This is a genomic window from Anaerocolumna sedimenticola (assembly GCF_009931695.1).
Lineage (GTDB): Bacteria > Bacillota > Clostridia > Lachnospirales > Lachnospiraceae > Anaerocolumna > Anaerocolumna sedimenticola.
This window is the reverse complement of sequence record NZ_CP048000.1, coordinates 2,621,437-2,636,466: the sequence shown is the minus strand read 5'-3', so window position 1 is coordinate 2,636,466 and position 15,030 is coordinate 2,621,437. Positions and strand designations below refer to the sequence as shown.

At 36.4% G+C, this 15,030-nt stretch carries 12 protein-coding genes; 7 read left to right on the top strand and 5 right to left on the bottom strand.

Annotated features, from left to right (window positions below; all coding sequences use genetic code 11):
• Positions 1-154 precede the first annotated feature (154 nt).
• Positions 155-1,432 carry a M23 family metallopeptidase gene (locus Ana3638_RS11545; protein WP_161838160.1) on the bottom strand — a complete coding sequence of 426 codons (1,278 nt, stop codon included), beginning with the start codon at positions 1,430-1,432 and terminating at the stop codon, positions 155-157.
• Positions 1,433-1,715: 283 nt separating this feature from the next.
• Here Ana3638_RS11545 and Ana3638_RS11540 point away from each other — a divergent pair, with 283 nt between their 5' ends.
• A complete protein-coding gene (locus tag Ana3638_RS11540; RefSeq protein ID WP_246241017.1) occupies positions 1,716-3,350 on the top strand; it encodes a M3 family oligoendopeptidase in 1,635 nt (544 codons plus the stop codon).
• A gap of 272 nt (positions 3,351-3,622) precedes the next feature.
• On the opposite strand, the gene Ana3638_RS11535 is transcribed toward Ana3638_RS11540, so the two are convergent.
• Entirely contained in the window at positions 3,623-4,951 is a 1,329-nt protein-coding gene (locus Ana3638_RS11535; RefSeq protein ID WP_161838159.1) for an MATE family efflux transporter, read from the bottom strand.
• Between the two features lie 132 nt (positions 4,952-5,083).
• Here Ana3638_RS11535 and Ana3638_RS27040 point away from each other — a divergent pair, with 132 nt between their 5' ends.
• From Ana3638_RS27040 to Ana3638_RS11515, 4 genes are all read left to right on the top strand, one after another.
• Positions 5,084-5,257, top strand: a complete 174-nt coding sequence (locus tag Ana3638_RS27040) for a TnpV protein (protein WP_408609520.1) — start codon at positions 5,084-5,086, stop codon at positions 5,255-5,257.
• A gap of 98 nt (positions 5,258-5,355) precedes the next feature.
• Positions 5,356-5,946, top strand: coding sequence for a TetR/AcrR family transcriptional regulator (locus tag Ana3638_RS11525; protein WP_161838157.1), 591 nt, complete (start codon positions 5,356-5,358; stop codon positions 5,944-5,946).
• Between the two features lie 29 nt (positions 5,947-5,975).
• On the top strand, positions 5,976-7,166 hold the full coding sequence (locus tag Ana3638_RS11520) for an SDR family oxidoreductase (RefSeq protein ID WP_161838156.1): 1,191 nt from the start codon (positions 5,976-5,978) through the stop codon (positions 7,164-7,166).
• A gap of 362 nt (positions 7,167-7,528) precedes the next feature.
• Entirely contained in the window at positions 7,529-8,293 is a 765-nt protein-coding gene (locus Ana3638_RS11515) for a MerR family transcriptional regulator (protein WP_161838155.1), read from the top strand.
• A gap of 181 nt (positions 8,294-8,474) precedes the next feature.
• On the opposite strand, the gene Ana3638_RS11510 is transcribed toward Ana3638_RS11515, so the two are convergent.
• Positions 8,475-9,071, bottom strand: coding sequence for a DJ-1/PfpI family protein (locus tag Ana3638_RS11510; RefSeq protein WP_161838154.1), 597 nt, complete (start codon positions 9,069-9,071; stop codon positions 8,475-8,477).
• Between the two features lie 319 nt (positions 9,072-9,390).
• On the opposite strand from Ana3638_RS11510, the gene Ana3638_RS11505 reads away from it, so the two are divergent.
• Positions 9,391-9,975, top strand: coding sequence for a chromate transporter (locus Ana3638_RS11505; RefSeq protein WP_161838153.1), 585 nt, complete (start codon positions 9,391-9,393; stop codon positions 9,973-9,975).
• A gap of 3 nt (positions 9,976-9,978) precedes the next feature.
• The gene (locus Ana3638_RS11500; RefSeq protein WP_161838152.1) at positions 9,979-10,542 is read left to right on the top strand and encodes a chromate transporter; all 564 of its coding nucleotides are present in this window, start codon (positions 9,979-9,981) and stop codon (positions 10,540-10,542) included.
• A gap of 355 nt (positions 10,543-10,897) precedes the next feature.
• Here the strand turns inward: Ana3638_RS11500 and Ana3638_RS11495 are convergent, their stop codons facing one another.
• Both Ana3638_RS11495 and Ana3638_RS11490 read right to left on the bottom strand, forming a co-directional pair.
• Complete coding sequence (locus Ana3638_RS11495; RefSeq protein WP_330587989.1) at positions 10,898-12,760, bottom strand: ABC transporter ATP-binding protein; 1,863 nt, start codon at positions 12,758-12,760, stop codon at positions 10,898-10,900.
• Positions 12,753-14,996 (bottom strand): ABC transporter ATP-binding protein, encoded by a 2,244-nt coding sequence (locus tag Ana3638_RS11490; RefSeq protein WP_161838151.1) that lies wholly within the window; start codon positions 14,994-14,996, stop codon positions 12,753-12,755. The genes Ana3638_RS11495 and Ana3638_RS11490 overlap by 8 nt, the downstream gene beginning before the upstream one ends.
• Positions 14,997-15,030: the final 34 nt, after the last annotated feature.

Genomic DNA, 15,030 nt, shown 5'->3' with positions numbered 1-15,030 from the left:
CAGTAATTCCTCCTTTCTTCCCTAAAAATTGTCTTTCATATAAATAGACGTAAAAAAAATACAAAACGTTACAAAAACCTATGTAACATTTTGTATTTCTTAATATGTAATAACGGGTACTATGCAATTAATTTTCCTGGGTATTATTCTCATTCTATTCCAGATTATTATTTTCCTGGATATTACTCTGGTTCTCTTCTTGGTTTTTATTTTCTTCTGCATTCCCCTGATTTTCTTCTTTACTATTATTTTCCTGAATACTCGGATTCTCTTCTTTACCATTATTCTCCTGCGTATTACCCTGGTTCTCTTCTTTCATTTCACCCGGAGAAGATTCATCCGTATTATGTTTTATATTTGTATTTTTAATTTTATCTTTATTTTGAATATAATAATCCACAGCCGGATCTTTCATTTCATAAATCCGGTACCATTCTTTCGTCTCAGTATTTTTAACTGTCTCCGAACGGTTGCGGTATAAAAACTTAATGATATCATAACAGTCAATCCAGATTTCATTATATCCCTCTTTTTGAGATTCATCAAAAATCAGCTGCATTCCAAAATGAAGATGTGGTGTATCTATATTATTTACATTTTCATTGGCACTATAACCGGTCCTGCCAAGATATCCGATTACATCTCCTGCCTGTATTATGCTTCCCACTACCAGAGATTTATTATAAGGGAAATTTTTTCTTAAATGAGCATAATAATAATACCGTTTACCATCAAAGCTGCGAATACCGATCCGCCAGCCTCCATATTGATTCCAACCTAAAGCTTCCACATATCCGGATTCTACTGCAATAACCGGAGTGCCTGTCTGCCCCATCATATCGTGCCCCAAATGTCTTCTCTTATACCCATAACTTCTGGATACTCCAAAATCATCATAATCGCTGTACGGAAAATACTTTGCGATAGGTAAAAAGGCTTTCAGCCCGTATTTTTTTACCCAAACCTTTTCTTCCGGATTTTCTTCACTGGGAACCTGTATCTGATACTCACCTACAAAACCGCCAAGTACCGCACTATAGGCTTCATAATAATAATTATAGTATTTTAGTTCTTCCGTCAGTGCACCTATACTTTCTTCCTTACTTTGAAGCTTTCGGACTAATTCGTTTAAATCTTTTTCTTTGTACCTGGAAAAATCTCCTCCATACCTGGTTCCCAAGTATGCTAACAGTTCAATCCAATTCAGTTTCACTTCCTGTGTCTGGGATTCAACATCATATTCATATGCTTTTCCCATGGCAGAAGAACAGACATCAAAGTCTACCCACTTTATATAATCTGTCTTGGAATTAGGAAAAAAAGTACCTATGGATCCATCTAAATAATTTTCATATATCAGATAGGAAGCTAAAGCAAATAATATGATAAGTTCACCTATTATTCCATATTTGATTTTAACTTTTTTAATCATGAGCACCCTCACATACAAACTGTAATATAATTTTATGTTTTATTGAGTTCAAAAATTCCCGGTCTCTTTTAAAGATTATTAATTTTACCAATCAATAATAAGTTTAGTTTCCTATTCCGAATAAAAAATAAAAACGGAATATTCACCTGAAAAATTATTTAAACAAAAACATCTTTTTCATTTTGGAAAAATATGCTATAATTAGATACAGGCATTAATTAAAGATTGGGGATTAAACAACCAGGATGTAGAGTTATATAATACCCCTAAGAAAGAGGCTACTATGAATTCAGAATGGTCATTAGATGTACTTTATAAAGGATATCAGGATGAAGCCTTTATTTTTGATTTAAAGAAATTTAATGAATTAATTCAAACAATTAAAGGATATGTAACAACATTAAAGGAACATACGGAAGAGATAGCAGTTTCGGCCATAATCTCGTATCTTGAGGAATATACCGTACTTGCAAGTAAGCTAAGCTCTTATCTTTTTCTCCGTCAATCCACTAATACGACGGATAGTGAGACAACCGCTTTACTCGGTAAGGTCGAGGAACTTGACAGCACATTGTCAAAAGAAATTGCTATGATAAAAAAATATATAGCAAAAGCTGAAACATTGGATCAGTTAATTGAAACAAATGAGATGTTAAAAGGTTATAAATTCTTTTTAGAGGAAATTAAAAAAGATGCAAAATTTGCATTAAGCGATGAAGTGGAGGAGGTAATTGCCAAGCTGAATTTATCTGCCGGTTCAGCCTGGTCGATGATGCAGCAGTACTTAACCTCAACCTTGGAGGTAGATTATAACGGTGAGAAAACTACCCTCTCTGCCATTCGCAATCTCGCTTACAGCAATGACCCTGCCGTTAGAAAAAGTGCATATGAAGCAGAATTAGCTTCCTATTATAAAATAAAGGATGCCGTTGCATTTTCTTTAAATAATTTAAAATCGCAGGTAAACACCATTGTGGATTTAAGAGGTTATAAATCCGCTTTATCCATGACTCTGATTCACTCTAAAATGAAACAGGAAACTCTGGATGCTATGTTCACTGCAATAAAAGAATACTTACCTAAATTCCATGCTTATCTTAGAAGAAAAGCAGAAATTTTGGGTCATAAAAACGGACTTCCCTGGTATGAATTATTTGCTCCCCTTGGAGAGTCCAGCCGTACCTTTACTATAGCGGATGCCAAGGAATATTTAGTTTCTCATTTCCGTGGATTTGCAGATGATCTGGCAGATATGATCGAAGAAGCTTTTGATAAGGATTGGATCGATTTCTATCCTCATACCGGAAAAGTGGGAGGCGCCTTCTGTGATAATCTCCCCTATGTAAAACAAAGCCGAATTTTAACTAATTTTGACGGTACCTTAAGTGATGTGGTTACTTTAGCCCACGAATTGGGTCATGCCTATCATGGCCTTAATATACAGGAGCATTTGCCCCTAAATTGGGATTATTCCATGCCGGTTGCGGAAACCGCATCAACTTTTAATGAAACAGTCATTATGAATGCTGCAATAAAAGATGCAGAAGGCCAGGAACAATTAGCACTTGTGGAAAGTCAGCTTCAGGATGTTACCCAGATTATCTGTGATATTTATTCCCGTTTCTTATTTGAAAGCGCAGTATTTGAAAAACGCAAAGAAGCCTTTTTATTTTCTCCGGTGTTGGAAGAAATGATGTTAAACGCTCAAAAAGAAGCCTATGGTGATGGACTCGACCACTCACAGCTGCATCCCTTTATGTGGATCTGCAAGAGTCACTATTACCGTGATTCCCTGAATTTTTATAACTTTCCATATGCTTTCGGCGGTTTATTTGCAAGGGGTTATATGCACAGTACCAGGAAGAGGGTTCCGCATTTGTGCCAAAATACCGCGCCCTTCTTAATGCAACAACGGTAAGCTCAGTTGAGGATGTTGCACTTATGGCAAATATTGATTTGACTAACCCTGATTTCTGGAGGCAAAGTCTTAAAACAGTTTCCGATTCCATCGATTTATTTATGGAATTAACTAATAGGTAAGATTAACTTTACTTTCGCATAAACCGGAAGAAACCCGTATCACTGATAATCATGTGCAGTGGTGCGGGTTTTGTATTTTTAATACCAAATGATAAACCATGAATAAAAGTTTCCCAATGTATTAATAGTTTCTTAATATATACAAGTACCTTAATGTATAAAAGAATGAAGTTTCCATTTACCGTTAATAAATCGAATCAAAAAGCAAATTGCCCTAAAAAACCAATCAATTGTCATTGCAATCCATACGCCCAACACACCAAGTTTCAAAAAGTCGGCTAAAATATAACTGAAACCAATTCTCCATAACCACATGGAAATAATTGAAATAACCATGGTATACTTAACATCGTTGGCAGCCCTTATGGCATTGGGTAAAGCAAAAGCAATCGGCCATATGGTGCAGCAGCAAATACTATGATAAATAATCAACTGTAAGGTAAGTGCGTTAGTCTCCGTTGATAAATTAAAGATATTAACAATTGGATTTCTCAATAAAATAATTCCAATATTAAGTACCAGCATAATTGCATATGTAAGTTTTAACAATTTAATCGCATATTTTTTCGCCTGTCCGTAGTCACCGGCACCCACACACTGTCCGACTACCGTAATCATGGCAAGCCCTATACCGTTGCCCGGAATAATTTCTAATCCGGCAATGGTCTGTGCAACAGCATTTGCAGACATAGCAACCGTACCAAAACTTGCAGTGAGGCCCTGTACCAGAATTTTACCAATTTGAAATATACCGTTCTCAATTCCATTCGGAACACCTATTTGCAAAATACGTTTAATCATTGGAATGTCTAGTCCTAACTTCATTACGTGGTCAATGTAGATAGGATTCTTTTTATTACGTATCAAAAAGAGCATGATTAAAGCAGCAGAAATTCTGGCTAATAAAGCGGGAACAGCAACCCCCATAACCCCCATATGAAATCCCATAACTAAAACAGCACTTCCAACTATGTTAATAGCATTCATGATTAACGATGCGTACATGGAAATTTTTGAATTTCCCATAACTCGAAAAAGGGCAGCACAGGAATTATAGATTGCTAGGAAAGGGAAAGAAAAAGAAGTTACATAGAAATAAATTCTTGCATTATCCATTACTGCCGCATCAATATTGCCATAAATAATCCTAAGTATATAATAATTACCCAATAAAGAGAATGCCATAATGATAAGTGCTATAATGGTTGAAATGAGTAATAATTGTTTTGCAGATTTACAGGCATTTTCCGTCTCCTTATGTCCAATGTACTGGGCTGCAACTACCGCTCCCCCTGTTGCCAGGGAAGAAAATATGGTAATGAGCAATACGTTCAGAGTGTCCACTAAGGACACACCCGAAACTGCTACTTCTCCGGCTCTTGCTACCATTATAATATTTACCATACCTACGGTTACGGCCAAAAGCTGCTCTATAATAAGTGGAATAATGAGTTTATAAAGTTGTTTATTTGTGAACATGCCCTTCTCCTCGGTAGTCTACAAGTTAATTAAGCCTTTTCCAACGAAATCCCAAATTTATGTTACGTTTTGTATCATATCACAATGGATTATTTTAAACAATGTTTTATATTGTATAATTGATCAAAGCGGATATTCTTAGAATCCGTTACGCTGCGGTCAGGAGGTTTGCGGCACAGAGGATGCTATGACAGAATGCGCCGAGCGTTTCTAAAAGAACACCTGCCAATAGAGTATGGCAGAGTGCTATTGTCGGAGCAACTCTTCCCGCACCTCCGGGATAGGGATTGGGACGTAGTCACTTAGAAAATTTCACGCAAAGTCTTGACTTATTTTTGAATGGATGATATATATATATTGAATATATATTCAATGAATTTTTTTTTAATATGTAGGTGCATAGAATGACTAAAAGAAATGAGCAGAAAGAAAAACGGCGGCAAGATATCCTAAAAGCAGGATTGAGTATTTTTATCCGCAAGGGTTATGAAGCTACAAAAATAAATGATATTGCAAAAAAAGCAGGAATGAGTGTTGGTTTACTGTATCACTACTTTGAATCAATTGAGCTTTTACATGAAGAATTGATTAATATTGGATTGTCTGGTCGTTCAGGGCAATACTTTCCTCAATATGACAATCCACTTGACTTTTTTTTGAAATCATCAATCCACATCTTTGATATGGTAAAATCAGACCATTTTATTGCGGAATTATTTGTTCTGATGAACCAAGCACAGCGCAATCAAAGCTTACCAAGCCATATAAGGAGCAAACTTGAACAAAACGACGTGATCGCTAAATCAATCAGCCTTATCGAAGAAGGTCAACATCAAGAACTGATTCGCAGAGGAAATCCTATGGCATTAGCACTGGCATTTTGGCTTTCCGTACAATCATACGTGGAAATGATTGCCCTTAATCCCAACACACCATACCCGGAAAGTAATTGGTTTGTTGATTTGTTAAAAAGCAGTACTGACCATGAAAATTAGAATAAACTCATTTTTTGGAGGATAGCAATATGTTTCTTGAGAATAATAATTACAGCAAAACAGCACTTTTAGGCAAAACTGTGTTGATAACAGGCGGTGGCGGTGGGATAGGCTTTGAAGCTTCACGCGCGTTTTCTTATATGGGTGCTAAGGTAATCATTGCGGAAATAGACACCTTAAAAGGAAAGCAAGCACAGAAATTAATTAACAACGAATATAAGAATGAAAATGTTGATTTCTTTCAAATAGACATTTCAGATGAAAAACAGATTGATAAACTACACGAATATATATCGAACAGATACACTAAACTTGATGTCATTATAAATAATGCCGCTGTTGTTCCGATGGGAGCCATTGAAGCAGTATCAATATCCGATTGGGATTTGAGCTATGCGGTAAATTTGAGAGCGCCTGTCCTGTTAGCACAAAAATTCCTCCCGTTTATGAGAAATACAGGCGGAATTATCGTCTTTGTTCCGTCAACAGGGGCACAGCCTTTTATGGGAGCTTATGAGATATTCAAGTCAGCGCAGGTAGAGCTTTGCAACATTATATCTGAAGAAGTTTCTGAACATATTATTACATACTCAATAGCTCCCGGATTTGTAAAAACAGATACCGCCGTTAAAGCGGTAGAAGTTGTGGCATCTTCAATGGGAATTACATCGGAAGATTTTTTCAAGGCTCATGAAGAATACATTTTAGACGCTGAGTTGGCAGGGGTTGGTTATGCCGTTTCAGTCGTAAATGCAAAAAAGTACAATGGGCTTGAAATATTATCTTCCCAGGCATTGGAGGATGAAGGACTGATAATTAGTGACGCAACAAAGCAAGATAATATACCGCACCAAGTCGACTACGATAGATTAATATTACTATTTACAGATATTTCTAATACCTTTTTGGACCAATATCAAAGTTGGCAAAAGAAAAACCTATTTCAAAAACAGTTTATTCTTTCTGATTTCAAAAAGCAAATGGGGATACCGGCCGAAAGTTTCAAAAAACAGTTGGAAACCCTACAAAGCCATATTCAAAATCAAAAATGGGATAGCCTTTTAAACAGCAAAGATATGTTCATAAAGTGGCAGAGTTTTTATAAACATCAAAAGAAACTGCTCCAAAGTTACGAAAAAAATGCGACACAGCTGGCTAATGACACAAAACTTCTAAATAGCTGGATTGATACTCTGCAAGGTATAATTGATGTTATATAAGTATCTTCCTCATGGTGAACGTCCGACAACTGAATACTATTGTTATCAAGGAACCAGACGCAAAAATGCATAGCCAATAGTCAGTGGGTAAAACCTCGATTATCGGCTCATTTTATATATAAGAAACAAAAGGATGGAGGAATCTCCGAACTACCTTTGACAAAACAGTTCAATGAAAACTGAATATTACGTGGGATACAAAATAAAAATTAAAACTATAAAAATTCAAAAAAGGTATTGACATTTACGCAGCGTAATAGTCTATGATAAAACTTGCAAAGAAGTTCGATGATGATTCTTAAACAAAAGTTATCACTGTCTTCCTTGCAACGCGCGTTATTACAAAAAGAAAGGAGACATTTATGGAATATACGGTTCAAAAGTTAGCGGGATTGGCAGGAGTCAGTACAAGAACCCTCAGATATTATGATGAAATCGAACTTTTAAAACCAGCAAGAATCAATTCTTCCGGGTATCGTATTTACGGAACTTCCGAGGTAAACCGTTTACAACAGATACTTTTTTACAGGGAATTGGGAGTTAGTCTGGAAAATATCAGGGAAATAGTAACTGCACCATCCTTTGATGGGGCCAAAGCGTTAAGAGAACACCATGAAAAACTTCTTGAAAAACGAGAACAACTTAATCAATTAATTGCTAATGTTGAAAAAACTATAGCTGTAACCGAAGGGAGAACAATCATGTCTGATAAAGAAAAATTTGAAGGTTTCAAACAGAATCTTATAGATGAAAATGAAAAAAAATACGGAAAAGAAATCCGTGAAAAGTACGGAAAAGAAACCGTTGAAAAATCCAATCAGAAAGTCAAAAATATGACGCAGGAAGAATATGATACGGTAACAAAACTGGCGGAAGAAATAACAGAGAAATTAAAAGAAGCCTATAAAACCGGGGATCCGGCAGGTGAACTGGCACAGGAAGTAGCAGATCTTCACCGGAAATGGCTATGCTTTTATTGGGACAGTTATTCCAAGGAGGCACATGCGGGTATAGCGCAGATGTACGTAGATGATGAGCGTTTTACCGCTTATTACGATAAAGAACAACCGGGTACTGCCAGGTTCTTAAGAGATGCAATTTTGGTTTATACTGGTACAGTGAAGTAATTTAAACTCTTTCTTATCGGATTAATAAATTTTTACAATCCTTTTATTTTTACTGGTTTATATTGATAGTTACTGGTTAATGCTGATATTACCCGGTTCATGTAAGAAATCATCATGCTCTTTTACTGCTATAAGAATGGTATGCCATGGAATTTTAATCTTCCCGGCATACCATTCTTAATTATATATCATCTCTTTCAAAAATATCGTTCTCCGGATCTGAATTCCATATGTATTCGATACTTTGTGCTATTTCCTTAGCTTTTTTCGGTCCAAATTGATCCGCAATAAATCCCAGAGCCATATCCATACCGGCAGATACGCCCGAGGAAGTATAATATTTACCATCTGTTACCCATCTCGCTTTTTTTATCCAATTTACCTCCCTATCAACTGACATTACCCACCGAAAGGCATTTTTATTGGATGTTGCTCTCCGCTTCTTTAACAATCCGGTTTTGGCTAATAAAGCTGATCCGGTACATACTGTTAAGCAGAATAGGGATTGCTCAGCTATAACCCTTAACTGATGTATGAAATCTTCATTTAACACCAGTTCTCTAGTACCCTGTCCTCCCGGAATTAAAAGGATTTCCTGATGTCCTATTGTATTAAGCGGCTCTGTAACCACCTGGGTTCCCTGTCTGCTTAAAACAATCCCCCCCTCCGGAGAATAATATTTTATCTTGTATTCATCCGGTAATTTTCCTAATATCTCTACCGGGCCAAAAACATCCAAGGTCTCAAAATCGCGAAAAAGGATAATATTAATATTCATAACTTTCCACCTTCTCAAATTTTCAAATCTTTTGGTAATTATGAAACTAGATAGTTTTCAAATACAATAATCTAGTTTCCCGATTACCTAGTTCCAATCTTTTTATTTCTATTCTGAACTACTATAACTGATTTATTAATCATTAAATACGATAATACTCTTAATATTATCGGTTAACAAGATGTAAAATTTATATGGGATAGGGAATAATAAAAATAATTGAAACGTTTCTGTTTTAAAATAACGAAGAAAGGTATGCCAAAAAGTTACCAATGACTTTTTTTGTGGCAATATCCTCTGGGGTATTTTAGGTATATATATGGATAAAAAATGGTTCATTTACCGTAAACTATTTTTCTCAACTTTTACTTTGAGTGCATTTACCTTTGGAGGCGGTTACGTAATCGTACCTTTAATGAGGAAAAAATTTGTAGAGGAGCTGAAGTGGCTAGAAGAAAAGGAAATGTTAGATTTAACTGCAATAGCTCAATCATCTCCCGGACCCATAGCTGTAAATGCCTCCATCCTGATGGGATATCGTATGGCAGGCCTTCCCGGTGTTCTCACAACTGTCTTAGGCACCGTTTTACCTCCCTTTATAATCTTATCAATAATATCTTCCTTTTATATTGCATTCCGTGATAACCTTTACATCAATGCCATATTAAAGGGGATGCAGGCTGGAATTGCCGCTGTTATTACAGATGTAATACTATCTATGGGAAGCAGTATACTGAAAGAAAAAGAGATAATATCTGTTATTGTCATGTTTGCAGCATTTTTTGCGGCTTACTTTTTTAATATTAATGTTATATACATCATTCTTACCTGCGGGGCAATCGGTGCTCTGTCGGTTTTATATCACAGAAAGATAAAGAAAAATAAGCAAAAGAACGGAGTATAAAGATTGTTATATATAAAATTATTAATCAGTTTTTTTCAGATAGGGTTATTTAGTATTGGCGGAGGTTATGCCTCTTTACCTTTAATACAGAATCAGGTTGTAGATATAAACAAATGGCTGACTATGAGTGAATATACGGATTTAATAACCATTTCAGGTATGACTCCGGGACCGATAGCTATTAATGCTTCCACGTTTGTCGGAATGCGGGTAGGCGGTCTATTCGGAGCATTTATGGCTACCCTCGGATGTGTGCTGCCATCCACTATAATTGTTGTATTTTTGGCAGTTTTATATAAGAAATATAAAAATATTTATCTGGTACAGGGAATATTAAAAGGGTTACATCCTGCTGTTACCGCACTGATTGCTTCTGCCGGATTGTCCATCTTATCCCTGACATTCTGGGGTGATGAAGGAATCACCTTAAATCCTGCTGATGTTAATGTGTTATCTGTTATTTTATTTGGAATCAGCCTGTTTATTTTAAAAAAATATAAAATGAATCCCATCTATGTAATGTTAGGATCAGGTATCATAAGTCTGGCATTTTATCTGCTGCTTTAAGGTTGAATTTTTAGTGATATAAAAATTTAACAGCCTTCCTACTCTCCCCTTAATAGTTTAATTACATTATAGTAAAAAATGGCGCTGCCGCACTAAATGCGGCGCCCTTTTTCATTTCCGCGAAAGCAAAGTGAGAATTAGCAAGCTTGCTTGCAATAATTCGAACGCGCACGCGAACCGAAGAAACTTGCAAAGCATGTTTCTTCCGGTTAGAGATGTTTATCACATTTTAGGGTATCAAAATAGCGTGTGATTATTATCCAACAAAAGACACGTTTTCACTCGGTTGCCACATAGCGGTACATAAGGTCGTGGCAGATAAGTGATTCTGCCACAACCTAAGTACCGATACTTATTAAGCTGTCTGTTCAAATTGGGAATTATAAAGGCTTGCATAAAATCCATCTTTTTCAAGGAGTTCTTCATGATTACCCTGTTCTACAATATCACCGTCTTTCATAACCAGAATCAAATCTGCATCACGAATGGTTGAGAGCCTGTGTGCAATAACAAAACTGGTTCTGCCTTTCATAAGGTTATCCATTGCTTTCTGGATTCTTACTTCAGTTCTGGTATCAACGGAACTGGTCGCTTCATCCAATATCAGAATCTTAGGATCTGCCAAAATAGCTCTGGCTATGGTTAATAACTGCTTCTGACCTTGGGATACATTGCTTGCTTCTTCATTTAAAACCATATTATAGCCATCCGGTAGAGTGGATATAAAATGATGGGCATGTGCGGCTTTCGCAGCTGCTATGACTTCTTCATCCGTAGCATCGCTTTTACCGTAACGGATATTTTCCATTATTGTACCGTTAAATAACCAGGTATCCTGTAAAACCATACCAAACAGCTGTCTTAATTCACCACGGTTAAAATTTTTGATATTGTGGCCAGCAATTAAAATTTCTCCCTCATTCACATCATAAAAACGCATTAATAGCTTAACCATTGTGGTTTTACCGGCACCGGTAGGACCTACGATGGCAATTTTCTGACCCGGTTTAATCTGTGCGGAAAAATCTTTTATAATAATCTTATCCGGATTATAACCGAATTTAACATGTTTGAATTCAACATTGCTGCTTATATTCTCCGTCTGTACCGGATTTACAGCTACCTGATCTTCCTCTTCTTCTTCCAAAAATTCAAAAACACGTTCCGCAGCAGCAGCCGTCTGCTGTATTTGGGCTGAAACCTGCGCAATCTGTGCAATCGGCTGGTTAAAACTTCTTACATATTGGATAAAAGATTGAATATCACCAACTTTAATCCGGTCTTTTACTACCAGATATCCACCAAGTATGGCAACTGCCACATAACCGATATTACCGACAAAAGCCATAATAGGATGCATCATTCCGGAGAGGAACTGGGACTTCCAGGCGGAATGATAAAGTGTATTATTTGCTTTATCAAAATCTTCAATTACCTTTTTTTCGCCATTAAAAGCTTTAACTATATTGTGACCGCCATAAACTTCTTCCACCTGACCGTTTACATGACCTAAATATTCCTGCTGCTGCATAAAGTATATCTGTGATTTTTTAATAATAAAACCGATAAGCCCTGCTGATAAAGGCAGCGTAAGAACGGCAACCAAAGTCATGGTCAAACTAATGGTCAACATCATATACAAAATACCGATTATCATGGTAACTGATGTAATGATTTGTGTAATACTCTGATTTAAACTCTGACTTAATGTATCCACATCATTGGTTACCCTGGAAAGTACTTCACCATGAGTCTTGGTCTCAAAATAATTCATTGGCATACGGTTAATTTTTTCAGAAATTTCTTTTCTGAACTGATATGTTACTTTCTGGGATATACCAGTCATGATAAATCCCTGTATAAATGAAAACAACATACTGATTACATACAAACTTAATAAAATTATAAGAGTTCTTCCGATACTGTTAAAATTAATACCACCAGTTCCATTAATTTTATTCATTAAACCTTCAAATAAATCCGTCGTTACGTTACCAAGTATTTTAGGGCCAACGATACCAAATATTGTACTGCCGATAGCAAATATAACCACAAATAAAAACCCTATTTTATAACGGCTCATAAATATTGCCAGTTTCTTAATGGATCCTTTAAAATCCTTTGCTTTCTCACCTGCAGCACCCATGGGTCCGCCTCCCATGGGTCCGCGGCCCATGGAACCTTTTTTGTCCGGATTTTTATTATTTTCATTACTCATATGCTAATTCCTCCTTTGACAACTGGGATGAAGCGATCTGTTTATAAACTTCACAGTCTTTCAGTAATTCTTTATGAGTCCCTTTACCAACTATTTTTCCTTCGTCTAATACCAGTATCTGATCTGCATGTATTATTGTACTGATTCTTTGTGCGACGATAATTACCGTACTGTTACTGATTTCAGTTTTTAATGCTTTTCTAAGTGCAACATCTGTTTTATAATCCAAGGCCGAAAAGCTGTCGTCAAATATATAGATTTCAGGGTCTTTGGCAATGGCTCTTGCAATGGATAATCTCTGTTTCTGACCTCCGGATACATTTCCTCCGCCCTGTGAAATTGCAGTTTCATATTTTTCCGGTTTCTCTTCAATAAAATCAAGAGCCTGTGCTATTCTGGCCGAACGGTTAATTTCGTCCACCGTAGCATCCTGTTTGCCATATCTTAAATTGGAATCAATCGTTCCTGAAAAAAGAACACCTTTTTGCGGTACGTAACCTAATTTATCTCTTAATTGATGCTGGTTAACCTGTCTGATATCTGTACCGTCAACTTTGACGCTGCCTTCCGTCACATCAAAAAATCTTGGAATCAGTTGTACTAATGTTGATTTACCACTTCCTGTACTACCTATAATAGCCGTAGTCTCACCGGGTTTCGCAGTAAAAGTTATATCGGATAAAACATCATCCTCTGCTTTGGGATAACGGAAAGACACATGATCAAATTCTACATATCCTTTTTTATCCGATACAAACTGCTCCGCTTTAGCCGGATCGTGTATCGTTAAATCCGTATCTATTACTTCCATAATACGGGATGCTGATACAGATGATCTTGGCAGCATGATGGAGATCATGGAAAGCATTAAGAACGACATGATAATCTGCATGGTGTATTGGATAAATGCCATTAGATCACCAACCTGCATCGTTCCCTGATCGATTCCTTTACCACCGTTCCAGATAATTAACACGGTAATACCATTCATAATAAACATCATAATCGGCATCATAAAAGTCATAACACGGTTTACGAATAAACTGGTTTTTGTTAAATCCTGATTGGCAAGGTCAAATCTTTTTTCTTCCAGTTTTTCTTTATTAAATGCTCGGATTACTGACAATCCGGTTAAAATTTCACGGGTTACCAAATTCAATCTGTCAATTAATTTCTGCATTAATTTAAATTTTGGCATAGCGACTGCAAACAATGTTCCAACCAGGCATAAAATCAGAAAAACTGCTAATGCAATGATCCACGTCATGGAAACGTTGGTATTTAAAACTTTTATAATACCGCCGATAGCTAATATGGGTGAATAAATTACAATTCGGATCAAAAACACTAAGGTCATTTGAATTTGCTGAATATCATTCGTACTTCTGGTTATGAGGGAAGCGGTAGAAAATTTATCAAATTCAGTATTGGAAAAACTGACAACTTTCTTAAATACTCTGCCTCTTAAATCCCTGCCTAAACCCGCAGCAATCCTGGAAGCCAAAAAGCCTACCAATATGGTTGATATCATAGCCAGTAAAGCCAAACCAAGCATCTTAGCACCGGCAAGGAAAATATAATTAGTCTGTAATTTGCCGGTATCAATTCCAATAGCTTTATATTCTGCCTTTACTGCAGAGATGGCACCCTGGTTTATTATGGTTTCCGGCATGGCAGATATCTTTTCATCAATGGAGGAAAGAATTTGTTTGGATTGTTCCTCGGGCATTTTTGTAAGCATTTCCATTAAACCAAAATCAGCCATTTCAGCCGGAAGTTGTGCACTGAGCTGCTGTTTTAATGCTTTCACCTGCTCAGAATCACTGTTTAAGGTGCTTACCAATAAAAACGCTCTTGACATTATACTGCTTAAATCCTTCTCTATATCATAATCTTTATTTAATTTATATAAAGCTTCGTCTGCTAATACCGGATATTTGTTCAGATAGTTCTGATATTCCTGATCAGATACGGTATCCTTTGATATTAAATCATAGGAAGCCTCAACCGTTTTCTTGCTGTCCGCATCCATAGTGAATAAAAGGTTATTCATCTCACTTTCACGGATTACAGTCGGCACCGCATTTTTTATACCTCCCTGTTGTATGCCGATATCCACAATATCGGATGTATAAGCAGGCAGGGATAAGTCACAAAATGCCTGTAATGCTAATAATGCAACAACTATAATAATTGGTCCTATTGATGTTTTCAGTAATTTTGCAATTTTAAGCATGCTAACTCCTTTCCAATCTATCTCATTCTTATGT